Origin of the sequence: Nakamurella antarctica, assembly GCF_003860405.1 — a bacterium.
GTDB lineage: Bacteria > Actinomycetota > Actinomycetes > Mycobacteriales > Nakamurellaceae > Nakamurella > Nakamurella antarctica.
The window spans coordinates 416,671-440,465 of the sequence record NZ_CP034170.1 but is presented as its reverse complement, the minus strand read 5'-3'; the positions used below and the strand labels follow the sequence as shown (position 1 = coordinate 440,465).

Here is a 23,795-nt window from a genome sequence, read left to right as displayed (position 1 = left end):
CTACCTCCTGTTCTTCGGGTCGAGGGCTTCGCGCATGGACTCACCGAGCAGGGTGAAGCCCAAGGCCACAATGATGATGGCCACGGCGGGGACAAAGGCCAAGTGCGGCTGGTAATCGATCTTCAGTTGGGCTTCGCCGAGCATCTGTCCCCATTCAGGGGCTGATGCATCTTGAGATCCGAGCCCCAGGAAGGATAATGCCGCGGCGTCGATGATCGAGGTAGCCACCACAATGGTCGACTGCACGATCACCGGCGACAACGAGTTAGGCAGCATATGTCGGAACACGATTGGTCCGCGTTTGACGCCCAAAGCGGTCGCGGCCAGTACGTGATCGGAATTGCGTTGAGCTAACATCTGGCCGCGCAACAACCGAGCAAACACAGGAATCTGGACCACCGACACCGCGATGATGACCGAGAGTTGGTTCGGGCTGGTGAACAGGATCGCAATCGAAATCGCCAGCAGCAGTGAGGGAATCGACAACATGACGTCGACGATGCGCATCACGAGAGTGTCTATCCAGCCACCGAATGCCCCGGCAAGCACGCCCAGGATGAGGCCACCCGTCAAGCCGAGCAGTGTTGCTGCAACACCGACTACCAGCGTTTGCCTGCTTCCCAACACCATCCGGGAAAAGAAGTCACGGCCGAGAAAGTCGCTCCCCCAGGGATACCCGGGCTGCGAGGGTGCGAGACGGTTTTTGGCGACGCTCACCTGACTGCGCAACAACTGTGCGGCTGGGTCTTGGGTCGCAATCAAGTTGGCAAAGAGCGCCAACAAAATAAACGCGACGATGATGACAAGTCCGACCCAGAACACGGGAGATGTTTTCAACCGCCGCCAGGCATCGACGAGAAGGCTGACGCCACCTTCGTCCTTGGTGTTGCGGCTTTCGGCAAGTGCATCAATGCGCCCTTTGCGGGCGGTTCCAATCATGCTTCTCCCCCTACCTGGTCCGGATTCGCGGATCGATCAGGGCATAAGACAAGTCGACAATCAAGTTAATGATGACGTAGGTGGCGGCAGCGGCGAGGATCACGACTTGCAAGACGGGGTAGTCCTTCTCGCGGAAAGATTGGGCGAGCGCTGCGCCGATACCCGGGTAGGCAAAGACGGTTTCGGTCAGCACGGCACCAGCGAGAAGGCCGCCGGTTTGTAGTCCGATGGTGGTGACCACCGGGAGAAGCGCGTTGCGCAGCACGTGGCGGCGGCGGATTACCTGTGTGGCTAGGCCCTTGGCCTGCGCAGTCCGCACGTAGTCCTCGCCGAGCACATCGAGCACAGACGAGCGGGTAATCCGGAAGATGACAGCGAGCGGGATGGTGCCCAATGCGATTGACGGCAAAATCAGATGCCGCAGAGAATCCAACGCGGCGTCCCACTCCCTTGTCAGTAGCCCGTCAAGAAAGAAGAACCCGGTGACGCGGGTGGCGTTCATGGTGGGGTCCTGCCTGCCAGAGGGCGGAAGCCACCCCATCTTGACCGCAAAGATGTATTTGAGCAGGTAAGCCAGGAAGAAGACTGGCACCGCAATACCCACCAAAGTGCCGATGACGCCAAGGTTGTCGAAGACGCCACCCTTGCGTTGGGCCGCGAGATAGCCCAGCGGGATGCCAATCACGATAGCGAATAAGAGGGCGCCGAAAGCCAATTCAATGGTGGCAGGGAATCTTTCCAAGAACACATCAAGGGCGGGCTTACCCGGTATTACCTTGGCGGATGTGCCGAAATTACCTTGAGCAGCACGGCCCAAAAACTTCCCGTACTGCACGAGGATCGGCTGGTCCAGCCCCAGCACCTTGTTCAGGTTGGCCACTTTCTCGGGCGTACAACGCTCTCCGCAGATAGATGAGGCGAGGCCCCCGGGAAGTGCGCGGAGCCACATGAAGAGCAATAACGACAAAATGAACAGCACCAGCACCATCTGGCCGAGCCTGCGCACGGTAAACCTCAGCATGGGCTACCAACACCCCCGTTGCTGCGCCACCGGCTCGGGCCCTGCTGCCTCAGCTGCTGCCGAGCAGCAGCCAGAAGCCTCTCTACCCGATACCAATCCATCGTTTTCCGCACCCACTTCCTCCTGGTCTTGAGACCTACAGCCCACACGCGTTCATGGACTGCGGACCGAGGGGCCGGCGGCCACCGTAGTGGTCGCCGCCGGCCTCTTCGAAGTTAGCCCCGGGTGCTGCAGCGTCAACGAGCCCGCCGCACCCGTGGTGGAACTACGAGGTCTTGTAGACGGTGGAGAAGTGCTCGTCGGTCAACGGGCTGGCAACCATGCCCTTGACGTTGCCGGCAACCACGAGAGCAGGCGGCGAATGCGAAATCGGCAGGGCTGGGAGGTAGTCACTCATCAGCTTCTTGTCGATGTCGGCGTACATCGCTACCCGCTTGGGGGTGTCGGCCTCGGCGTCCGCTGCGATCAGCTCGTTTGAAAGTGTGGTGCCCCAGGGATAGTCAGCCGTTCCAAACCGATTCTTTGCCTTCGTGAAGAACGTTCCGATGAAGTTGTCCGGGGTCGCGTAGTCGCCTGTCCAACCGAGCAGGAACAAATCTGCACTTTGAGCTTCAACACCGTCGAGGTACCCGCCGTTCCACGGTTTGGAGGTCTCGTTGACTTTGACACCCACGGCTTCAAGATCAGCTTTAAATGCTTGGAACACTGCGCTCGGGTTCGGCATGTACGGGCGCGTCACTTCGGTCGGCCACCAAAAGTTAACGGTCAGAGCTTCCTGCCCAGCTTCCTTCAGCAATGCCTTGGCCTTCGCCGGGTCGTACTCGTACTTCTCCACGTCCGGGGTCCAGCCTTCAATGGTGTCCGGGTAGAAGTTAAGGGCTACCTTCGCACCGTTAGGCAGCTGGCTGCTTACGAAGTCAGGTCGATTCAGTGCGTAGGAAAGGGCTTGACGAACCTTGAGGTCCTTCAAGGCCGGGTTATTGGTCGGATTAAAGCCCAGGTACAAAATATTGAAAGCCGGCCGTACGAGAACCTGCGCACCCGCAGCTGTGAGCGCATCCCAGTCTCCGGAACTTGGAGTGTCGTATCCATCGATCGTGCCAGCGTCGAACTCCTGTTTGCGTGCAGCTTCGTCAGCAATGATCTTGAAGATCAGCGTCTTTGACTTGGCCTTCTCGCCCCAGTAATTCTCATTGCGCGTCAGCTCGACGGTCTGGTTTGCACTGTCGTACTTGGTGAAGGTGAACGGGCCTGTGCCCGTCGGGTGCTTCAAGGCGTACTCCGGGTAGGAGAACGAGTCACCCTCGGCTTTGACGTCGTTGGCGTTGTACTGCTTCAGGGCCTTTGGCGACTGAATAGAGAAGGCCGGTAAACCCAGAATGGATGGAAATTTGGAGGTAAAGCTATTCAGATCTATCACGACCGTTGCCGGATCGCTCGCCGAACAAGACTTGTACAAGGAAGGAATGGCTGTGCCGTCCTCGGCCTTCTGGTCCTTAAACCCGCCGAGAGTGTCCGACCAGTACTGGGCCTGCGTGGCGCCAGCGCCGGTCTGGGTGTACATGCGCTCGATGTTGTAGCAAACAGCCTCTGCGTCGAGCTTCTCACCATCGGAGAACGTGACACCCTGGCGGATCTTGAAGGTCCACGAAAGGCCGTCAGGGGTCGACGTCCAGGATTCGGCAAGCGCAGGCTCGGACTCCGTGGTACCCGGCTTAAAGCCGAGCAATCCCTCCGTCATCTGACGCGTGACGATAAAAGTCTGGCCGTCTGTCGCGTACAGGGGGTCGAACATGCTGGGGGCGCCAGCGCTGCCGAAGATAAATGTCCCATCACCTGCGCCGCCGTCGCTGCTGGCACTTGAGGACGCACTGGGAGCTTCGCTGGAACCTGCATCTGAGGATGGGGCCGCGCTGGAGCTGGCTTCGGGGCTGGCGGCAGTGGTGTTGCCACTGCTGGCTGAGTCCCGTTGAGATGACGCACAGGAGGACAGCGACACGGCCAAGGTGGCCACCGTCGCTGCCGAAAGCAGTCGATAGAGCTTCACGCGGGAATTCCTCTCGTTGGTTCTTACTGATCAACCGGGGTTGCAACCGGCTCGATCACCGACACGCCCACACCTTTGCGACCACGATCTTCAGGCGGTTCTTTCCGGTACCGACTGTGAGCAATGCGTGGTGAGCGGCAGGGTGAGACGTAGAGCACGTCTGGGGGACGCTAGTAGGCGTTGCAGTCTGAGCGCAGCCAAAACTGCGGATCGTTACCAATCCCAGACCTTCGCAATTGCCTCGAATCTTCGGAGAAAGAGTCCTCGAACTCCTACTTGACCGATCCCGACTGCACGTCAGGAGCGAAACGTCACTACCGTGTACTCATAGCGGGCCACGGTGAAACACCAGGACCGTGATGACGCATCGCCATTCGCGCGCTCGCCACAGCGCCACCTATGAGGAGACACAACTCGATGACGTACAACGGGGTAGAAACTCACTTGCCAGCCACGGCGTGGCCAGGTCTGAACGCTTCTTTGGCCGAGGCCGATCCCGAGGTCGCTGAACTCATCGGGCTGGAGCTTGCCCGGCAGCAGAACACGCTGGAAATGATCGCCTCGGAGAACTTCGCGCCCGTCGCTGCGATGCAAGCACAAGGAAGCGTACTGACGAACAAGTACGCGGAGGGCTACCCCGGACGCCGCTACTATGGCGGCTGCGAATATGTCGACGTCATCGAGACGTTGGCGATCGAGCGCATCAAAGCGCTCTTCGGCGCCGAATTCGCCAACGTTCAACCGCACTCGGGAGCACAGGCGAACGCCGCCGCAATGCAGGCTCTCATCAAGCCGGGCGACACCATCCTGGGGCTGTCGTTGGCTCATGGCGGGCACCTCACCCACGGTATGCGGATCAACTTCTCGGGCCTGCTCTACAACGTTGTCGCTTACGAGGTGTCCAAAGAAGACCACCGCATTGACATGGATGAGGTGGCGCGCTTGGCGCTCGAACACAAGCCGAAACTCATCATCGCCGGTTGGTCTGCCTACCCTCGTCACCTTGATTTCCAGCGATTCCGCACCATCGCCGACTCCGTTGGCGCCTACCTGATGGTGGACATGGCTCACTTCGCCGGGCTTGTCGCGGCTGGCCTGCACCCCAGTCCTATCCCGCACGCGCACGTCACCACCACCACGACACACAAGACGCTGGGCGGACCGCGCGGTGGAGTCATTATGACCAATGACGCGGCGCTGGCGAAGAAATTCAATTCGGCGGTGTTCCCGGGGCAGCAGGGCGGACCGTTGGAGCACGTGATCGCCGCAAAGGCGGTCGCTTTCAAGATGGCGGCCGACCCGGCATTTATCGAACGCGCCCAGCGTACGGTTCGGGGCGCTGCGGTGCTCGCCGAGCGTCTCACACAGGCCGACGTTGCAGCAGCGGGAGTCTCCGTGTTGACCGGCGGCACCGAGGTCCACCTGGTGTTGGCCGACCTTCGCCATTCCGAGCTGGATGGCCAAGCCGCAGAAGACAGGTTGCACGAGGTGGGCATCACCGTCAACCGCAACGCTGTTCCGTTCGACCCGCGGCCGCCGATGGTGACCTCGGGGTTGCGCATCGGCACACCGGCACTGGCCACCCGCGGGTTCGATGACGCCGACTTTGTTGAAGTTGCCGACATCATCGCGCTGGCACTGATCGCACCGGTGGGCGAACTCGACGCAGAACTGAAAGCTTCGCTACGCGAACGAGTTTCAGCTCTTGCGGCAAGCCGGCCCTTATACGAGAATCTGTAAGTCGTTCCCACCCAAGCGCCCGCAACCCTGACTCTGGGTTGCGGGCGCTTGGGCGTCTGAGGTGTTTATTTGCTAGAAGGTCCGAGTTATAAGCGGGATCGCTAGGGCGCTACGCAGGCGGCGCTCTTGACGTCAGCTTCCGGATCGCCCTGATATCCAGTGGGGTCCCCGATAACAATGAGCGCCTGGGAATTTGCAGGTATCGCCGTGGATACTCCCGAGGCGTCACCCAGGGCTTTCTGCTTCTCGTCGACAATCGACAGGTCGACCCGAACCCCTCCGCTGCAGCCTCCCGCGGAGAACGCGATGATGCCCCAGCAACCCGAAGTCTGCTTATCGTCGCAGGTGAACTCAGCGTCGCTAGCCCAGCGCAGATAAGTGCCATCGTAGTAATCAAAGAACTCGACGCCATCGATCAGGATCTTGCCGTCGAGGCCCGTGACCACCTGGCCAGGGGAAGATTGACTTCCGCTTGACTCCGGCGCCGCACTTTCGGCAGAGGTGCTTGACGGGGGCGGCGCTGTTTTGGGGCCCTCGGAGCCACCCGGCATCGATTCGGCGGTCGTGGCCACGCTCGTTGCACTCTCCGGCGCCGTCGTGTCCGCTAGGACTTTGGCGCTTGCGCTGGCATTCGACGACGCGAAAGCTACACCTGCTGCATCGGGGCTGGCACGTCCCACCTCGACTCCTGCGCACCCGGCGAGTGCGCATAACCCCAGGAACAGCAGAAAGACCATTTTTCGCATGACGTGCAACCTTGCCCTCCGTGCCTGGATTTCCAGGCAACTCGTTGTGGTGATTATGAAGCAAATCCTGCCCACGCCGCAGCACAATCGGCGAAAAGGCGTCGAGGCTGCCGCGGCTCAGGCGCACCTGCCTCGCGGTCACAGACCTAAACGTGGAAAACTAGCGGCACACGCACACTACTCGGGAGCGGTTACATGAGCGCACAGATCGAAAAGCTAGTTACCTCAGGCACATTCAGCCTCGACGGCGGCACCTGGGACGTCGACAACAACGTCTACATCATCGGAGACGACCAAGAAGTCGTCGTCATCGATGCAGCTCACGACGCCACCGCGATTGCCGCTGCGATCGGCTCGCGACGGCTGCTGGCGATTCTGTGCACCCACGGACACAACGATCACGTCGATGCAGCACCAGCATTGGCAGATGCCTGTAGCGCTCCCATTTGGCTGCATCCTGCCGATGCGCCGCTGTGGAGCATGGCGCACCCGGATCGGCGACCCGACGACGATCTGGCCGACGGCCAAGTGATTGACGTCGCTGGAACCGAGATTCGGGTTCTACACACGCCCGGCCACGCGCCCGGTGCGGTCTGTTTTTATGTACCCGAACTCAAGACAGTTTTCTCCGGCGACACGTTGTTCAAAGGCGGTCCCGGCGCAACTGGGCGCTCATTTAGCGATTTCCCCACCATCGTGGAGTCGATCTCGTCGAAGCTACTGGGATTGCCGTCGGACACGGTGGTGCATCCCGGCCACGGCGACTCCACCACGATCGGCGAAGAAGCCCCATCGCTCGAGGACTGGATTGTTCGGGGGCACTAGCGTCCCCGGTTTCACTTTCGAGTGCTTCGCTGGTGGGAGCGTCCACCCGACTTGAGGCGTCCACCCGACTTGAGGCGTCCACCCGACTTGCGCGGGCTACTCGGCGATGGGTGTGGCGCCAAGGTGCTGGGTCAGTAGCTCAATTGCCACTTCTTCAGGGTCGCGCGGGGCAGAGCGACCCGCCGGATCTGGCCTAGAGGCATCGTAGTCGTCGGGGGTGTCGTCCTCCTCTGCCCTTGCGGCGGATTCAGTCTGGTTCGACATCGACGAAGTCGCCGGCCGTGACGGCGGGGCGTCGCCCGCGGCATCGCATCGGATCGTCCAATCGACGTTCATCACTTCTCGTAAGGCTTCTCGTAAAAGTTCCGCGTTTGCTGATTCGACCACTCGACGTGCCATCCCCGGTGACGGCATCGTCAGGTAGAGAACTCTGTTCTTCACGTCAATCACGGTGGTGCCCTCGAGCAGGATCTGCGTCGTTCGACGACGCTTTTGGACCGCTGCGAGAATTTCTTTCCAGAGCCGTCGCACATCGGTGACGCCCAGTGCATCGGCAGCGCGCGCCCCCGGTGACGAGTGCGCCGCTGGCTCACCGGCCGCGGATACTTTTATCAAGACATCCGGTTCTGGCGATGGTCGTAACGCCGGCGCCTGGGGTGTCGCTGCCACTGGTGGCGAGCTAACCCCGGGGGCGATGCGCGTCCGCGAAGCAGAGCCGGGGTCCACGGGGATGTCGTCGTATTCCTCATCCAGAGGAGGTTCCGGAGGTGCTGGCCACTCTTCGGCGCCACTTGAGGCAGTTGTCGCTAGGGGCGGGAGCGGTGAGGCCAGCCCACGAGCAGAAGTCGAAGCAGGAGGCACTGCTGGTGCAGGTGTGGGCGCCGGTTGGGGCGCTAACGTCGCAGCAAGCGAGCTGACCGGTGACAGCGCACCGGGGTCCTCTAGTACCGCTGGCGCAGCCGGGGTCTTCGCCGAGCTTGACAGCACGGGACGCGCCGGCAAGCCCAAGGCTCTCACGGCGGGGCTCTGAGTCGGACGTTGAGACGCATCCGGCGCAGACTGTGCCGGTACTGGTGCAGGTTCCGGACGCGCCCCGGCCGCCCCACCAGGAGGATCGAGGTTGGGCGAAAGCAGGCTGGGCAGATCGTCAGGTCCAGCAGTAACCCTTTCTTCGCCACCGCTCTCCGTCACTGCACTCGCAGCCGAGTCCGAGGAAACTACCTCCACAGCCGCTTGAGGTTCAGTGTGCGAGGCAGTCGGCACAACTGCGGTCGGCACAACTGCGGTCGGCACAACTGCGGTCGGCACAACTGCGGTCGGCACAACTGCGGTCGGCACAACTGCGGTCGTGTCAGCCACACTGCCGCGACCACTCTCGGATCGGAGGGACGGGCGCCGATACGCGGGCTTGCTGCGTCCTGCAGCGCCATCGACGTTGCCCGAGCTCGTCGAACGGCTCTCCTCGGATCCGACACCAGTACCGGAACCGGAATCAACCGCGCCCGGAGGCGCCTGTTCGCCAGCACCCAGCGCAAGGCCAGCAGGCACCACCCCGGATGCCAGCGAGCGCTCCAGCCGTTCGATACGTTGCAGCATGGCGCCCTCACCGGTGGCAGTAGCCGGCAGCAGCATGCGGGCGCACATCAACTCGAGTACTAACCGCGGTGAGGTGGTCCCTCGCATATCGACGAGCCCGGTGTGCAGCACGTCTGCCAACCGGGTCAGCGTCGAGGCGCCGAGCCGTTCCGACTGGCCGTACATCGCGACAATCTGGTCTGCGGGAGCATCGATCAGGCCCTTCTCGCCAGCGTCGGGCACCGCTGCGATAATCACCAGATCGCGTAGCCGTTGCAGCAGGTCGGCAGCAAATCGACGGGGATCATGTCCCGCCTCGACCACCTTGTCGACCGCGCCGAAAACTGACGCACCATCGCCAGCAGCAAACGCATCGACCATCTCGTCGAGCAGTGCTGAGTCTGTGACGCCGAGGAGCGCGACAGCGCTGGCATAGGTGACCCCGCCGGGCCCAGCGCCAGCCAGGAGCTGGTCAAGGATGGACAGCGAATCACGAGCGGACCCGCCACCTGCCCGGATCACCAAAGGGAAAACCGCCGCTTCAACGGTGACATCTTCTTCATGGCAGAGCTTTTCCAGCAATTTTCGCAGCGTAGCGGGCGGAATCAACCGAAAAGGATAGTGATGCGTCCGCGACCTGATGGTCGTCATCACCTTGTCCGGCTCCGTGGTCGCAAAGATGAAAACGAGGTGCTCGGGTGGCTCCTCGACGATTTTGAGTAGCGCGTTGAACCCCTGGGTCGAGACCATGTGGGCCTCGTCGATGATGAATACGCGGTACCGGGACTCCGCGGGCATGTAGAAGGCTCTGTCACGCAGATCGCGGGTGTCGTCAACCCCGCCGTGGCTGGCGGCATCAAGCTCGACAACGTCAAGTGAACCGGGACCCTCCGGAGCGAGAGCGACGCACGAGTTACACACCCCACACGGATCTGGCGTCGGGCCTTCAACACAATTAAGGGATCGGGCCATGATGCGCGCACTAGAGGTTTTGCCGCATCCACGCGGGCCCGAAAATAGATAGGCGTGGTTGATTCGGCCAGCGGCCAACGCGGTGCGCAGCGGTTCAGTGACGTGCTCCTGACCGACAACCTCGGAGAAAGTTGCCGGACGGTATTTGCGATAGAGCGCTAGAGCCACGTCCCGAAGGTTACGTGGTCGCACCGACAGAGGTGGAATGCACCTCTGGGCAGATACAAGGGGACCCCCGCACCCGTCAGAGCTCCCGGACCCTTGCTGCCTTCCGGCCCTGGGGAGTTAAGGAGATGGACGCCGCGGGGGTCCGGGATAAGCATAACTGACATGCAGCAGCACGCGAGATTCGAGAAACCGGGTGTCCGAGTAACCGGGTGGCAGCCGAGAACCAAGCCGGCACAAGAACGAGTGACGCCAGCGCACTCACCGCGGCGCCCCCGGTGCCCGCTTGCTACGAAGCAGTCGGGCCGAGCAGGGTTTGTGCCAGTGGCGCCGAGACTCGCGGTTCCTTCAGCTCGACAAAAATCACGTGAGTCTGGGTAGACCCCGTGTTCTCACCGCTGTGGCTCTGAGCGCCCACCCATCGAGCCGTTTCAGCAGGGATGGTTACATCCACGCTGTGCTCACCCGAGTGCAGCCGGCGGTCGAACGTGCTCAGCGTGATCATCACCGAATCGGGATGCGCGTGCGGCACGCTCCGCTCCCCCGGCTGATCACGGTATTCAAGAACGCGGACACGCTCGTTTTCGAACAGCACGGAGTAGAGGTGGGGATTGGTCGACACCGGATCGGCGTTCATGTGGGGAACCTACTCCCCTAAAGCTGAAGCGGATAGGGCCAGAAGTGGTTTTCCGAGGAGCTCCCCGCTGCTGGAAGAACAATTCACGTTTCGAAGTTGTGGAACGTGCCGAGGCTCGCCTCTGCGGCCAGCGCGGCCCGGAGCCGGTTCACGAAGAAGTCCACGTTCGGGGCAGTCCAGATCAGCGGCGGGCGAACCTTCAAGACGTTGCCCGCGCGCCCGGTTGTCCCGATCAACACCCCGGCGATCTTCAACCGCTCCACCACCCGATCCGCCATCTCAGCATCACCCGTTAGTTCAATTCCGGCGAGTAGCCCAGCTCCCCGTACCTGTCGAATAGCGGGAGAATTGATTGCGTGCAGGGATTCTCGAAGGTAGTTTCCAACTTGCACTGCCTGCTGCGGTATTGAGGCAAGCTCCAAGATGTCCAGCACCGTCAGTGCGGCGGCAGCCGACACGGCACTTCCGGCGAAGGTGGAGAAGTACTCCTGCCGACGGGCGAAACGATCGGCGATCTCCCGCCTGGTGATAACGGCGGCCACCGGATAGCCGTTCCCCATCGGCTTACCGAGTGTCACCAAGTCCGGAACCACGCCACTAGCGGCGAACCGCCACAGAGTGGGGCCACTGCGGCCAAAACCCGACTGCACCTCGTCGGCGAGGAACAGTCCGCCCGAAGCTCGAACTTCTGCTGCCAACTCTTGCAGGTAACCATCGGGGAGATCCACAATGCCTGCGCTGGTGAGCATGGGGTCCACCATCAGTAACGCTGGCATGTGTCCGCGACTTGCCAACTCGGCGATCGCTTCGGTGACTGCGACACTGGGGTCTAACTGGGGGCGAAGGTGGCCACATGCCCGGGCGAGAAGCCTGCGGGCCAGTCATTGGACGAGAAGTCGCTCACGGCAGCGGATATGCCGTGATACGACCAGTCGGTGATGATGGCTCCGGTGTAGCCGGTGAACTCTGTTGCCATCCGCCATGCCAGGTCCACGGCCTCGGTACCCGAGTTGACGAATATGCAGGTGTCCAGACCCGGTGGCATCGTGGCGATCAGCCGCTCGGCGAGTTCCACGACATTCGGGTGCAGGTATCGGGTGTTGACGTTCAGTAGCGCCTGCTGTCGCCCGATCGCTTGCGCCACCGCGGGATGGGCATGCCCGAGCACCGGCACGTTGTTGTATCCGTCGAGGTAACGGTTTCCATGGTCGTCATACAGCCAGACCCCCTCCCCGCGAACCAGTGTCAATGGTTGGGCATAGGAGAGCGGTGCGAGCGACCCCCCATAGATTTGGCCCGACGAGCCGCCACATCCGGGAGTTGTTGCGACACCCTGGATGTCCCGCAAAGCCGCGCCCACAGTTGCTGCATGGCACCAGGTTCGATAGCCATTAACTGCTCAAGCAGTGCCCAACTAGCGTCATCATATTGTTCGATGTAGTCGACGTTCTCGCCATGGTCGAGACTGCGCTTTGCTGAAATCATCACGGTGGTAAGCAGTCTGGCGATCAGCAATTCACCGATGACGACGGCTTCGGCCGGCTCCATCGGCCGCACGCGCTGATAGCCATCGATGAAACCTGCTGCCACACAAACAATCTGATTCCAGCTCTGGTGGTGCACGCTCCGCAAAACCGAGGTTAAAGACGCGGCGAGGTCGCATACCGCTGCCGTGTGTTGGATATCTCCAAAATCTATGAGCCCCGAGATCTGATCATCGCTGGTCAGAATGTTGGTGAGCGTCACATCGTTGTGCTGAATGTGGGCCGGAAGTGCGGGAAGTTGCGAAAGAGCGGGCTTGATCCGGTCAAATGCTCGTACCACCAGGCGCTTTCGATCTCCATCCGTAATGAGTGCGCTGCGCACCGCCAACGAACCGCACTCCCGAACATCCCAGTCGTGAGTCCGGCCAGCCGCAGGATGAAAGAAGCCCTGCAGCGCCACCTGAATCCGAGCGCAGCACTGTCCGATCCGACTTGCCAGGTCTGCGCTAATAGTGCTGCCTTGGAGGTGCTGTCCCGGCACCACCGTTATCAACCGCGCCATGTGCGTCCGTCCGTCGTCGGCGCAAAAGCTCACTATCTTCTCCCCGTCAAGCGCATCGCACACGTGCGGGATCGGGAGTTCGGGATCTACTCGAGCTACGTGAGCCATGGCCGCGTTTTCCATTTCCAGCACCGCGCGACTTTCCGCCGAGTTGGAAATCTTCAACACCACACACCCGCCGGAAACCAAGCGCAGCATGAAGTTTCGGTCGCGCTCGCCGCCCAGCTCCCGCACGTCGATGCCGCATTCGCCATAAGCGGAAAGCAGTAAATCTGCCGCTGCACCAGGCCGCATCACCGGTCGCGGTTCCCGGAGCACATTCGTCTCGTCTGCCATACCAACCTCCCGTTGACTGCTTCGGATCGACATCCTCACCCGCTCCGCTGGCGCCACCTCGGCGGCTCCAGCGGTGCAAAGCACCCTGCCGCACCCGGTAGACTTCCGAGCGGAGGATTCGCCTAGTGGCCTATGGCGCACGCTTGGAAAGCGTGTTGGGGTAACTCCCTCAGGGGTTCGAATCCCCTATCCTCCGCCACGGAGCTTTTGCCCCTGATCTGCGCTTTTGCGCCGGGTCAGGGGCAAAAGTTCTTTTCCACCATGCCGCGGTTTCAACAGCCTCTCGTTCAGGTGCTGCGGGCGGGGAGAAGCTCAGCCCCCACCACTTGATCGCGTCCGGAGCGTTTGGCGAGGTAGAGGGTTTCGTCTGCGCGCCGTACGCAGTGGGCGGGTGTTTCGTCGACCCCCATCTGCGCGTAGCCGATTGAGCACGTTTGGCCGTCGCTCATCGCAGCCCGAAGCTGTTGAAATACTGCAACCTCGCTCCGGCCTTCCGCGGCGGACAACGCGACCACAAACTCCTCACCGCCCCAGCGAGCGATCACATCCTCGGACCTTAGGCACGCACGCGCTCGCCTGGCAAAATCTTGAAGCAACAGGTCGCCTTGCTCGTGGCCGAACGTGTCGTTGTACTTCTTAAAGTTGTCGAAATCTATCAACCCAATAGTGACCTCGACGCGTGGCACGCGCGCGGCCAATTCCTGTAATCGCAAGGTCCAGCCCCGTCGGTTTGCCAGCCCCGTCAGAGGGTCTGTCTGCGCCATTACCTCCAGCTCCAACCGCATCCGAGTAGCCGTAAGTGCCGATGCCGCTTCTGCCGACAGCCCGCGCGCAGCGGTAACCGACCAATCGTCGAGCCGCTCAATTCGCCGGCAGAATCCCACCATCATCAACGAGATCACGGTGCCTTGGTCCACAATCGGCTCCCACAGGATGGTCTGCAGTTGCGGATATAGCGTCCACGGGGCGGAAACAGACTCATCCGCGGTTGGGCGATTGGCGAAAGCTGGTTGTCCATTGGCCCACGTCTTTCGCAGATGCGAGCACGGCGGGGAGAGAACCTTCTGGGCGGGCTCTATCCCGATATTTCCGGCAACTCTAAAGTCGCCTCCGTCCGCCGGCTCGAGGAGCAACACGATGTCTGCGCCGGACACATGTTGCACGGCGGCAACGATCACCGCGTGCATATCCTTGCCGCTCTGCACGTTGCGTGCGATGTGGCCTGCTGACGCGACGATCAGCTGCGATCTCCGGAGGGCTTCCTCAGTTTCTTTCCGGTCTGTGACGTCCTCGGCATGCATGAGAGTCCACGTCTGACCCCTGGGCCCGCGAGCCGCCGAAATTGAGAGCCACGCCCATCGGATCTCGCCGCTCGGTCGTACGTAACGCTTCTCCACCCGAACGACGCCGCCGTCACCGGCGTCCCGCATTCGATCGGACATGGAATGGTGAATCGGAAGGTCGTCGAGATGCGTGAACGGGCGTGAAGATCGCCCGATCAGCTCGATCCGATCGCGAGCGAGCAGTGCGCACAGTGCGGGGTTCACTTCGATAAAGTGACCGTTTTCGTCTGCAAGAGCCATCGCCACGGGGCTGCCCATAAAGATTTTTCGGTACCGCCTCTCCGCCTCCGCATTGGCTGTCGCGGCGGCTTCGAGCCTGGCTACTTGAAGCTGGGCCTGAGAAGCTGCAGCGACCAGGTCCCGCTCAGCGCCGGCTCTGATCAAAAAGATCAAGAACGACATCCCAGCGGCGCCCACCATCAACAAGGCGTAATTGAGTCGTTCCGATCCCTGGCCCAAGTTCCCGACAAACACCACCACTGCCCATAACGCGACGGTGCTGCCCGCCACCGTGGACATGGATCGCAGGGTGGTGGTCACCGCACCGGCGCCGAGAATCACCAACAGCAGGATTGCGGTTTCGGTGATTTCTCGCGTCAGGAGGATGCCAAGCAACGAATCTGCGGCAGGAATCAGCACGAGGACGACTGCAACCACTTCCACGTTGGCGGTTCGCTGATGCGCGACGACGTACCAAAAAAGCGAGCCCAATGCCAGAGCGCTCACTCCTGCCAGTAGGGCGGTGACAGTGGTATGCGACATGTTGAGCCAAAACAGACGAGCAGCAATCGCAATCAGATACACGCAAGCAAGGGCAGCCGCACACCATTGCAGGATGGCCCGGCGCAGTTCTAGCCGCGCAGAGATTGCGATCACGTGCCCACCTCGGACTTATCTCCCTCTCCCCCCGGAAAGCATATCGGGCAGGGCAAAGTCACAGAATCTTTTGTTCTTTTTCGCTTTTGCTGGTGTGGTCAGACCACACCAGCTACTGTGGTCTGACCACACCACCTTCGCTGGAGACTCCGATGACAAAGCGCCAAATTCCCAAATGGTCCGAGTTCAAGCCGCTGATCAAAGCCAAACCCATTGAACTGAACGGGACCAAGCGTCGTCTCAGCAAGGCGCTGACCATTAATGACCTCCGGACAGCGGCAAAAAAACGCACGCCCGGGTCCGTTTTCGACTACACGGACGGCGCCGCCGAAGGTGAAATAACCATCCGTCGGTCGCGAGAGCTCTTCGGCGATCTGGAGTTTCGTCCGTCGATCCTGCATGACGTCTCTCAGGTCGACACCACCACCTCCATCCTCGGTAAGCCCGCGAGCCAGCCTTTCGCCTTCGCGCCCACCGGGTTCACCCGGTTGATGAACCACGAGGGCGAAAGCGCCGTAGTTCGCGTCGCCGAACGCCGCAATATTCCGTACGCCCTCTCCACCATGGGCACTACCTCTATCGAAGACGTCGCCACATCGGGACCACACGCCCGCAAATGGTTTCAGCTCTACGTCTGGAAGGATCGCGCTGCGGGCGAGGACTTGATGCTGCGAGCCAAAGCCGCGGGCTACGAAGCGCTTATTCTGACGGTCGACGTCCCGGTGGCCGGAGCTCGCCTTCGCGATGCCCGCAACGGGTTCTCGATCCCACCCCAGCTGACGGTCAAGACGGTTGCGGAAGCAGCAATCCATCCGGCCTGGTGGATCAATCTGCTCACCACAGCCCCATTGACTTTTGCGTCCCTGAGCTCTTGGAGCGGCACTATCGGCGAACTGCTGGACAAGCTCTTCGACCCGACCATGACGGTCAAGGACCTCGACTGGATCCGTTCCTTTTGGGACGGGCCCCTCATCGTCAAGGGGATCCAGACCGTCGAGGACGCCAAGCGGGTAGTCGACGCGGGCGCCGACGCAATTGTGCTGTCAAACCACGGCGGTCGTCAGCTTGATCGCGCACCCGTTCCGTTGCGCTTGGTTCCCGATGTGGCCGAAGCGATCGGTGGCAGGGCTGAGATATGCGTTGATACTGGCATCATGAGCGGCGCCGATATTGTCGCCGCTATTGCTTTGGGCGCCAACCACACGATGATCGGACGCGCGTACCTGTACGGCCTGATGGCGGGCGGCGAGCGCGGGGTTGATAGGGCCGCCGAGATTCTCACCAAGGAAATCACCCGCACCATGCAACTACTGGGCGTCAACAAGATCTCCGATCTCGGCCCACAACATGTCAGACTGCCCTAGCCGCTCCGAGCAGTTTTAAGGCTGGCTCCGAAGCTGCAAAGTTGGTGGCACTAAAGTCACCCGGTATGAAGACTTTCAGCAGGCTCGGCGCTGCGCTCATTGCAACCTTGTTGTGGTTGTCCCTGGTGGTCGGGACGGCTTTGGCGTCTGTGACCCTGACCGACAACGCTGGAGTTCTCAGCGCCAGCGAATCGGCAGCCATCCAATCGGCGGCGGCGCAGATTGACAAGGTCAACGTTGTAGTGGTCACGCTCAACGGTGGATCGACCGACCTCAAAAAGCAGCTTGTTGCCTTGAAGGAAAAAGGTGGCTGGGGCGGCACCGACTGGCTCAGCAATTCCGTCATCTTGGCTGTCGACGTTCAAAGTCGCCGGCTTGCCGTCTTCTACGGCAGCGCGGCCGAGAGCAAAGTTGGCTCCGCGGAGACTGCCATCGGCGACGCCATGGGCAACGAATTCAGTTCCAGCGCTTGGGGCGCAGGCCTTCTCGCGGGTGTCGACAAAGTCGCATCCACCGTCAAGACTTCTTATACTTGGCTGTGGGTCTTGCTGGCGCTGGGCGCGCTGATCCTCGTATACATGTTCGTCAAACTCATCAAGCGGCGACGGGCTGCCGCCGTGGCTAAGGAGCTGGAGCGATCTGTCATCGCGCAAAATCAACTCGCGATGGTGGACTTGCGACAAAAAGTCGACCAACTCACCGTATTGATGGGCACGGTGCCGCCGGGGGCGGCGCAGCAATCACTGCAATCGGACCTCAATGACATCGATGTCGCGCTCGCAGCACGCGAAAGCCGCAGTGCGGTGGAGGTTTCCGAAGCTGGCACCAACCACAACGCCGAGAAGCAGTTATTTGCCACACTGTCGCTCAAGATGGGCTCCATCGCTAATCGACTCTCGCTGCTGCGACAGGATTCTGGGTGGCGGGAACAGTGGCAGTCAGAGATCTCTGCCGCTCGTCAAATGGCAATAGCCGTCGGCACCAATCAAGGCGGGCTCATCGACCAACCCGGGTTCTCACCACTGGACATCGCACCACTGGAAAACCAACTCGCTCAACTGCTGCCCCAGGTCCTCGAGAACCAGCTACCGATCGCTGACGGCTTGGCCCAGTTGACGACCATCAGCAAACAGATATGGGCCAAGCGTTCCGAAATCGATTCCAGATTGGCAGAACTCGAAACAGCGCGGCGCGCGGAACTGTCGAAGGCGAAAGCCAAAGCCGAAGCAGAAGCTCGTCGTCGCAACTCCCAGTGGGATGACGACGATAACTCCCACGGCAGCGGCGGCTGGATGGGCGGCGGCTACGGCGGCTGGTCGGGATCCGCACGGAGCCGCGGAAGCGGCAGCTTCGGAGGCGCAGTGCTCGGCGGCATCCTCGGAGGAATGTTGGGCAGTGGCGGTAGTCGAAGCGGCGGCGGCGGCTTTGGTGGGGGCGGGGGTGGCAGTCGCGGCTTCAGCGGAGGCGGCGGTCACAGTGGCGGCGGTAGTCGGGGTTTTTAGTGGCGGGAAGCGCACTCGCATGATGGGCCTCTCCCGCAGGAATCTCCTGGCAGGTTTGTCAGCCCTGAGCGCCGCCGCTATGACCTCTTGCGACGGTGCTGCCACGACTGTGAATCGAGCTGCGCCTGATGCTGCCCCTGCGGAGCGCCTCGCCTACGGCGTCGACGCATCCCAATTCGGTGACCTCTACCGCTGCGCGGGTTCGAACACCCTGGTGGTGATCATCCATGGCGGCTACTGGTTCTCAAGTTACGGACTGGATTTGGGCGCACCCCTCGCGCTCGATCTCCAGGCCCGCGGCTATACCTGCTGGAACTTGGAATATCGGCGCAATGGTAATGGCGGCGAGTGGCCGAACATTTTCGCCGACGTTGCAGAAGGAATCGACCTCCTTGCAAGCATGCAGGATGTGCCGCGCGGAAAAGTGCTCGTCATCGGGCACTCCGCTGGCGGTCAACTTGCCGTCTGGGCGGCGGGCAGGCACACGCTGCCAGTGGGCCAACCTGGTGCGCAGCCGAAAGTTGCCGTCGCGGGCGTAGTTTCGCAGGCTGGAGTTCTGGATCTCACGACGGCAGACAAGCTCGGCCTCGGCGGCGGCGCGGTGGCCGGCCTGGTGGGCGGCTCACCGAGCCGGTACCCGGAGCGGTACCGCGCCGCGGATCCCCTAGAAATGGTTCCGATCGGAGTTCCGGTCCGGTGCGTCCACTCTCGCGATGACGGGGTCGTCCCCTACGAGCAAAGCCAGACGTACGTCGCCTCCGCCGTGTTGGCCGGGGATAACGCCACTTTGACCACGGTCGACGGCAATCACTTCGCGCTCATCGATATCGACTCGGCGGCCTGGCGGGCATGCGTGGAACTACTGGCTGCATTCTGATCGAAGACGATCAAGATCGGCTCAATCGGGCACAGTAGTGGGGTGGAACCCGACGTCTCAATCTCAGCGAGTGTGCCCCTCTGGCTGCGTCTACTGGGCGCGCTGCTGATAGCCGGAGTTGGCCTTGCGGCGATTAGCCTCGCCATCCGGAGGGGACGGGAATCAGGCAAACCACGACTGACGGACACTGCCAGCTACTCCCGGCGCCAACGGAGGGTCCCCGCGCTCCTTGCTGGTCTTGCGCTACTGGCTGTCTTCGCGCTTTTCCTCGATGTGGATCAGCACGGTCTCATCACCAACACCTTCGATGCAGGCGTCCACGAATGGTTTGTCCGCAACCGTGCCAGCTGGCTCACGCCCGTCGTTATCGCTGTTACCAACACCTTTTCCCCCGTGGGCACCACGGTGATCGGCTTTGTGGTGGCCACCATATTTGCAGTACGCACCAGATCGTGGGTGCCAGCGGCCGTCATTTTCATCGGTCCCGCCGTCACTGGTCTCGGCGTCCGGCTGCTGAAATACGCGGTACCGCGAAATCGGCCGAACGTCGCAGAGCAGCTTGTTCGGACGCTGGATCCCTCGTTCCCGTCCGGGCATGTCACGGGGGCCGTATCACTGCTCGGGTGCATTTGCGTCGTACTGTTCGCCGGTTTCACAGCCGACCTCGGCCGCCCCGCGAAGGTAGGGATAGGCATTGCAGCGGCGCTGGTTTCGGCACTGGTGGCACTGACCCGCCTCTACCTCGGCGTGCACTGGTTCACCGATGTGGTCGCTGGCGGGCTCTTGGGTGCCAGCGGCGTCGCTGGCACCCTGGCCTTTTACCGGGCCGCGCAGATGCGCACGGGCCGACCTGGGGCCCTTGGTGCATCGGCACCTGCCCCGTAGCTACATCCTTTTCTTCACCACATCCAGCGTTTGTTGGGCTATCTCCAACTCCTCGTTGGTGGGTACCACCAGCACAGCGACGCGAGAATCGTCAGCAGAGATCACTCGAGCCCCGCGAGTCTTTGCGTTATTGCGCTCGGAATCAATAACAATTCCGAAGCCTTCAAGCCCTGCGAGCGCCAAAGACCTTACTATCGAATCGTTCTCGCCGATACCAGCGGTAAAGGTAATTGCGTCAAGCCGCCCGAGAATCGCGGAGTAGGCCCCCACATATTTCTTGATCCGATGGATGTAAACATCCAACGCGAGCTGGGCATCGTGATCGCCGCCCGCGACAAGTGCGTGCAGGTCACGGAAATCGTTGACGCCACTCAGGCCCACCATCCCGGACTTCCGGTTCAGCGCGGTATCGATCTGGTCCACGCTCATACCCGCAACCCTGTGCAGGTGGAAGATCACTCCTGCGTCGATATCGCCCGATCGGGTCCCCATCACGAGTCCCTCCAGCGGCGTCATTCCCATCGAGGTTTCCACCGGCGCTCCCCCTCGGATCGCCGCCACCGAAGCTCCGTTGCCCAGGTGAAGCACGATCTGATTGAGCTCCGAGGGGTCACGATTCAGCATCAAGGGCACCCGCCCGCTGACGTATTGATGGGAGGTTCCGTGGAACCCGTACCGGCGAATCCCGTTGTCGCTCGCTAGCTGTCGATCCACTGCGTAGGTGGACGCAGCGGCGGGCAGATTCTGGAAAAAGGCGGTGTCGAACACTGCTACCTGCGGCAGTTTCGGGAATGCCGCACTGGCCCTTTCGATTCCGATGATATTTGCCGGATTGTGCAGTGGCGCGAGCACCGAGACGTCTCTCATGGCTGTCAGCGCTTCGTCATTGATGAGTACGGGCGCGGAAAACGCCGCCCCGCCGTGCACCACTCTGTGGCCAATAGCCACAATTCCCGCATTATCAAGGTCAAAACCACCGCGCTTGAAGGCTTCTCGGATCAACGTCATCCCGGCTGCATGATCCGGCACCGGTTCGTTGGCGGTTGTTTCGCCCGCGGCGGATTCGAAAGTGATGGTGCCGTCAATCGATCCGACCCGTTCCACACTGCCCTTCGCCAGCACCTGCTCAGTGTCAACTTTTAACAACTGAAATTTGATCGACGAGGATCCACAGTTGAAAACTAATACGTTGCAGTCCATCAGGTCTCCCGTGTTCCGTTGCCAGCCTGAGCCTGAATCGCAGTGATGGCAACAGTATTGACGATGTCGACGACCAAGGCGCCGCGAGAAAGGTCATTCACTGGTTTGTTCAGTCCCTGCAGAACTGGGCCGATCGCCACCGCGTGAGCGCTGCGCTGCACGGCCTTGTAGGTGTTGTTGCCCGTGTTGAGGTCGGGGAAGATCAACACAGTGGCGTGGCCCGCCACCGCCGAATCAGGCATTTTGCTGCGCGCAACATCTGGATCAACTGCGGCGTCGTACTGGATCGGGCCTTCTACGAGTAGGTTCGGCATCCGTTCGCGGACAAAACCGGTTGCGGCCCTGACTTTGTCGACATCTGCTCCCGTACCGGAGGTGCCGGTTGAGTACGACAGCATCGCAACCCGGGGCGAGACACCAAATTGTTCGGCGGTCGCGGCAGACGAGATCGCAATATCTGCAAGTTGTTCTGCCGTTGGATCAGGGTTCACGGCGCAATCCCCGTACACGAGCACCCGATCAGCCAGACACATCAGGAAGACGCTAGAAACTATCTTCGTTCCTGGCGCCGTTTTAACTATTTCGAACGCCGGCTTGATGGTGTGGGCGGTGGTGTGAGCGGCCCCCGAGACCATGCCATCGGCCAACCCCACATGCACCATCATGGTACCGAAATACGATACGTCACAGACGATTTCGCGAGCCCGCTCGAGAGTCATCCCCTTGTGCGCACGGATCCGGGTGTACTCCTCGGCAAACCGCTCGACCAACTCTGGGTCGTTCGGAGACACGATCTGGGCGGAGGTCAAGCTCAGACCCAAGGACGTTGCCCTACCGAGGATTTCGGCCTCGTTGCCCAGGATAGTGAGGTCTGCAACACCGAGCCGCAGGAGAGAGTCCGCCGCCTGCAGAATTCGGTCGTCAGACCCCTCTGGCAACACGATGCGTTTGCGGTCGGCACGGGCCCGGTCGATGAGCTGAAATTGGAACATCAACGGCGTGACGGTGGTATCAGGCGGTAGATCGATGGCGTTCAAAAGAGTTGCCACGTCGACGTTCTCCGCAAAGAGGCGCAAGGCCGTCTGCTTCTTGGTCCGTGACGCGGCGGTGAGTCTGCCGCGGACCAGCGCCAGCGTCGAGGCGGTTTTGAAGGTGTCGAGATCGCTGACCATCACCGGCAGATCATCCTTGAAACCCTCGAGCAGCCGCTGGATTGGCTCCGGTGGCGTGTAGCCGCCGGTAAGCACAATGCCAGCCAGCGCCGGATACGTCGCGGAATGGTGGGCCATCATCAGGCCCGGTAGCAGGTCATACCGATCGCCCGGGGCTATCACCGTGGTGGATTCGCGCAGTCGGATCAGCACGTTGGGCAACGACATCGCAGCAACCACAAAATTGAGAGATTCCCGCTCGAGCCACTCGGGGTTGCCACGGACCAGATGCCCCTGAGCCGCATGCATCAGAGCGCTGACCGTGGGCGCCACCAGTACGGGTTCCTCCGGGATCGCTCCCACTCCCAAGCCGTTGTCGGCTGCGAGCGCGTCGCGCACCGCGCCGAGATCTTCCGGGCGGACCCTGTTCGCGATCACGGCCACGAGGTGGGCGTGTGAGGCATCGAGTTCGGCCCGCGCAAGATCTGCCGCCAACCGAACATCCGCCGGCTGCCTGTTACTACCGTGGACCACCAGCACGACAGGGGCACCGAGGTTCGCCGCTACGGCAGCGTTGAAAGCAAGCTCGCTACCGGTCGACACGTCCGTGTAGTCGCTGCCGAGAATGAGCACCACATCAAAACCTGCAGCCATCTGGTGATACCGATTGATGATGGCAGATAACGCACCTTCGGGGTTGCGGTGCTGTTCGGCGTAGGTGATTCCGATCGCGCTGTCGTAGGGCTGATCCATCGCAGGGTGCGCGAGCAGCATCTCGACCACGTAATCGGCTTCGTCGGTTGCTCTGGCTACCGGTCGGAAAACCCCGACCCTGCCCACCTGATGCGCTAGCTGATCCAGCAGACCCAACGCCACCGTTGACTTACCGGAATTGCCTTCGCCGGAGGCGACGTACACGCTGCGCGACATGGATCCAGGTTATCGGTAGTCGGCATACCGATCATGCCTACCGCCGTGCGCCACGGCAGACGTCACAGGCGCCGCAGCGCGGTGGGTGGGTACCGTTAATTGCAGCACCACTCACCGGGGACTTATCGCCACGCCGGCCGTGTTGTACCGGTGTGGCCTTGTCGCCACTTCTTCGCAATCCGCCTTCAGAGAGGTCGCACGTCATGCGCGCAGTATGGAACAACCAGGTCATCGCAGAGTCGGACGCCACCGTCGTGGTCGAGAACAACCAGTACTTCCCCCTTACCAGCGTCAAGCCGGAATACTTGAAGGCGAGCAAGACCCAGTCCACGTGTCCGTGGAAAGGCACCGCGTCGTACTACAGCCTGGTAGTTGACGGACAGGAAAACACCGACGCCGCTTGGTATTACCCAAGCCCCAAGGATGCGGCCAAGGAAATCAAGGATCACGTCGCGTTCTGGCGCGGGGTAAAGATCGAGGCCTGAGGCCTCTTGCTGTACTCGCCGAGCGGTGGCCTAGTGCTCGCAAGTTCTAGTGCAGTAGGTCACCACCGGGCGTGCCGGTTTTCTGCGGGACTGTCGGCTGGGCTTGCTACCTTCACGATGCGTCGGAGTTCCT

19 protein-coding genes, 1 tRNA gene and 1 other RNA gene are annotated in these 23,795 nt (G+C 61.4%); 8 read left to right on the top strand and 13 right to left on the bottom strand.

The genetic code is table 11. The features are described from left to right. From EH165_RS01985 to EH165_RS01975, 3 genes are all read right to left on the bottom strand, one after another. Positions 1-939, bottom strand: coding sequence for an ABC transporter permease (locus EH165_RS01985; RefSeq protein ID WP_124797803.1), 939 nt, complete (start codon positions 937-939; stop codon positions 1-3). A 10-nt stretch (positions 940-949) separates the two neighbouring features. Continuing rightward, positions 950-1,960: an ABC transporter permease gene (locus EH165_RS01980; protein WP_124797802.1), complete on the bottom strand. Its 1,011-nt coding sequence runs from the start codon at positions 1,958-1,960 to the stop codon at positions 950-952. Positions 1,961-2,225: 265 nt separating this feature from the next. Then, on the bottom strand, positions 2,226-4,007 hold the full coding sequence (locus tag EH165_RS01975; RefSeq protein WP_124797801.1) for an ABC transporter substrate-binding protein: 1,782 nt from the start codon (positions 4,005-4,007) through the stop codon (positions 2,226-2,228). A 417-nt stretch (positions 4,008-4,424) separates the two neighbouring features. Here EH165_RS01975 and glyA point away from each other — a divergent pair, with 417 nt between their 5' ends. Beyond that, complete coding sequence (gene glyA / locus EH165_RS01970; RefSeq protein WP_124797800.1) at positions 4,425-5,747, top strand: serine hydroxymethyltransferase; 1,323 nt, start codon at positions 4,425-4,427, stop codon at positions 5,745-5,747. Between the two features lie 101 nt (positions 5,748-5,848). Here glyA and EH165_RS01965 read toward each other — a convergent pair whose 3' ends face one another. Then, positions 5,849-6,493 carry a hypothetical protein gene (locus EH165_RS01965; protein ID WP_124797799.1) on the bottom strand — a complete coding sequence of 215 codons (645 nt, stop codon included), beginning with the start codon at positions 6,491-6,493 and terminating at the stop codon, positions 5,849-5,851. Positions 6,494-6,688: 195 nt separating this feature from the next. Between EH165_RS01965 and EH165_RS01960 the strand changes: the two genes are divergently transcribed. Beyond that, the gene (locus EH165_RS01960; RefSeq protein ID WP_124797798.1) at positions 6,689-7,318 is read left to right on the top strand and encodes an MBL fold metallo-hydrolase; all 630 of its coding nucleotides are present in this window, start codon (positions 6,689-6,691) and stop codon (positions 7,316-7,318) included. A gap of 96 nt (positions 7,319-7,414) precedes the next feature. Here the strand turns inward: EH165_RS01960 and EH165_RS01955 are convergent, their stop codons facing one another. The 6 genes from EH165_RS01955 to EH165_RS01930 form a co-directional block, all read right to left on the bottom strand. After that, the gene (locus EH165_RS01955) at positions 7,415-10,033 is read right to left on the bottom strand and encodes a DNA polymerase III subunit gamma and tau (RefSeq protein WP_124797797.1); all 2,619 of its coding nucleotides are present in this window, start codon (positions 10,031-10,033) and stop codon (positions 7,415-7,417) included. A 51-nt stretch (positions 10,034-10,084) separates the two neighbouring features. Continuing rightward, positions 10,085-10,182, bottom strand: an RNA gene (gene ffs, locus EH165_RS01950) — signal recognition particle sRNA small type. A 137-nt stretch (positions 10,183-10,319) separates the two neighbouring features. Next, positions 10,320-10,667 carry a cytoplasmic protein gene (locus EH165_RS01945; protein ID WP_124797796.1) on the bottom strand — a complete coding sequence of 116 codons (348 nt, stop codon included), beginning with the start codon at positions 10,665-10,667 and terminating at the stop codon, positions 10,320-10,322. Between the two features lie 83 nt (positions 10,668-10,750). Next, complete coding sequence (locus EH165_RS01940) at positions 10,751-11,428, bottom strand: aminotransferase class III-fold pyridoxal phosphate-dependent enzyme (RefSeq protein ID WP_277870541.1); 678 nt, start codon at positions 11,426-11,428, stop codon at positions 10,751-10,753. Between the two features lie 68 nt (positions 11,429-11,496). Further along, a complete protein-coding gene (locus EH165_RS01935; RefSeq protein WP_164479077.1) occupies positions 11,497-11,916 on the bottom strand; it encodes an aminotransferase class III-fold pyridoxal phosphate-dependent enzyme in 420 nt (139 codons plus the stop codon). Continuing rightward, positions 11,913-13,049, bottom strand: a complete 1,137-nt coding sequence (locus EH165_RS01930) for a phosphotransferase (protein ID WP_164479076.1) — start codon at positions 13,047-13,049, stop codon at positions 11,913-11,915. The genes EH165_RS01935 and EH165_RS01930 overlap by 4 nt, the downstream gene beginning before the upstream one ends. Positions 13,050-13,160: 111 nt before the next feature. Between EH165_RS01930 and EH165_RS01925 the strand changes: the two genes are divergently transcribed. Then, a tRNA-Ser gene (locus tag EH165_RS01925) sits at positions 13,161-13,248 on the top strand. 88 nt (positions 13,249-13,336) lie between these two features. On the opposite strand, the gene EH165_RS01920 is transcribed toward EH165_RS01925, so the two are convergent. Further along, the gene (locus EH165_RS01920; RefSeq protein ID WP_124797792.1) at positions 13,337-15,268 is read right to left on the bottom strand and encodes a sensor domain-containing diguanylate cyclase; all 1,932 of its coding nucleotides are present in this window, start codon (positions 15,266-15,268) and stop codon (positions 13,337-13,339) included. A gap of 152 nt (positions 15,269-15,420) precedes the next feature. On the opposite strand from EH165_RS01920, the gene EH165_RS01915 reads away from it, so the two are divergent. From EH165_RS01915 to EH165_RS01900, 4 genes are all read left to right on the top strand, one after another. Beyond that, a complete protein-coding gene (locus EH165_RS01915; protein WP_124797791.1) occupies positions 15,421-16,632 on the top strand; it encodes an alpha-hydroxy acid oxidase in 1,212 nt (403 codons plus the stop codon). 65 nt (positions 16,633-16,697) lie between these two features. Next, a complete protein-coding gene (locus EH165_RS01910) occupies positions 16,698-18,134 on the top strand; it encodes a TPM domain-containing protein (protein ID WP_124797790.1) in 1,437 nt (478 codons plus the stop codon). Further along, entirely contained in the window at positions 18,028-19,011 is a 984-nt protein-coding gene (locus EH165_RS01905; RefSeq protein WP_206426055.1) for an alpha/beta hydrolase family protein, read from the top strand. Before EH165_RS01910 ends, EH165_RS01905 begins: the two co-directional genes overlap by 107 nt. Positions 19,012-19,053: 42 nt before the next feature. Continuing rightward, positions 19,054-19,896, top strand: a complete 843-nt coding sequence (locus EH165_RS01900; protein ID WP_164479075.1) for a phosphatase PAP2 family protein — start codon at positions 19,054-19,056, stop codon at positions 19,894-19,896. Here the strand turns inward: EH165_RS01900 and EH165_RS01895 are convergent, their stop codons facing one another. Together EH165_RS01895 and pta are read right to left on the bottom strand one after the other, a co-directional pair. After that, complete coding sequence (locus EH165_RS01895) at positions 19,897-21,096, bottom strand: acetate kinase (RefSeq protein WP_124797788.1); 1,200 nt, start codon at positions 21,094-21,096, stop codon at positions 19,897-19,899. It abuts the gene before it with no gap. After that, positions 21,096-23,177 carry a phosphate acetyltransferase gene (gene pta / locus EH165_RS01890; RefSeq protein ID WP_124797787.1) on the bottom strand — a complete coding sequence of 694 codons (2,082 nt, stop codon included), beginning with the start codon at positions 23,175-23,177 and terminating at the stop codon, positions 21,096-21,098. The genes EH165_RS01895 and pta overlap by 1 nt, the downstream gene beginning before the upstream one ends. Positions 23,178-23,380: 203 nt before the next feature. Between pta and EH165_RS01885 the strand changes: the two genes are divergently transcribed. Beyond that, positions 23,381-23,662 carry a DUF427 domain-containing protein gene (locus tag EH165_RS01885; protein WP_124797786.1) on the top strand — a complete coding sequence of 94 codons (282 nt, stop codon included), beginning with the start codon at positions 23,381-23,383 and terminating at the stop codon, positions 23,660-23,662. Positions 23,663-23,795: the final 133 nt, after the last annotated feature.

Bases quoted from the DNA above. Each gene is read 5' to 3' on its own strand.
- EH165_RS01985 (WP_124797803.1), bottom strand. From the start codon at position 939: ATGATTGGAACCGCCCGCAAAGGGCGCATTGATGCACTTGCCGAAAGC.
- EH165_RS01980 (WP_124797802.1), bottom strand. From the start codon at position 1,960: ATGCTGAGGTTTACCGTGCGCAGGCTCGGCCAGATGGTGCTGGTGCTG.
- glyA (WP_124797800.1), top strand. From the start codon at position 4,425: ATGACGTACAACGGGGTAGAAACTCACTTGCCAGCCACGGCGTGGCCA.
- EH165_RS01965 (WP_124797799.1), bottom strand. From the start codon at position 6,493: ATGCGAAAAATGGTCTTTCTGCTGTTCCTGGGGTTATGCGCACTCGCC.
- EH165_RS01960 (WP_124797798.1), top strand. From the start codon at position 6,689: ATGAGCGCACAGATCGAAAAGCTAGTTACCTCAGGCACATTCAGCCTC.
- EH165_RS01945 (WP_124797796.1), bottom strand. From the start codon at position 10,667: ATGAACGCCGATCCGGTGTCGACCAATCCCCACCTCTACTCCGTGCTG.
- EH165_RS01940 (WP_277870541.1), bottom strand. From the start codon at position 11,428: ATGGTGGACCCCATGCTCACCAGCGCAGGCATTGTGGATCTCCCCGAT.
- EH165_RS01930 (WP_164479076.1), bottom strand. From the start codon at position 13,049: ATGGCAGACGAGACGAATGTGCTCCGGGAACCGCGACCGGTGATGCGG.
- EH165_RS01915 (WP_124797791.1), top strand. From the start codon at position 15,421: ATGACAAAGCGCCAAATTCCCAAATGGTCCGAGTTCAAGCCGCTGATC.
- EH165_RS01910 (WP_124797790.1), top strand. From the start codon at position 16,698: ATGAAGACTTTCAGCAGGCTCGGCGCTGCGCTCATTGCAACCTTGTTG.
- EH165_RS01895 (WP_124797788.1), bottom strand. From the start codon at position 21,096: ATGGACTGCAACGTATTAGTTTTCAACTGTGGATCCTCGTCGATCAAA.
- pta (WP_124797787.1), bottom strand. From the start codon at position 23,177: ATGTCGCGCAGCGTGTACGTCGCCTCCGGCGAAGGCAATTCCGGTAAG.
- EH165_RS01885 (WP_124797786.1), top strand. From the start codon at position 23,381: ATGCGCGCAGTATGGAACAACCAGGTCATCGCAGAGTCGGACGCCACC.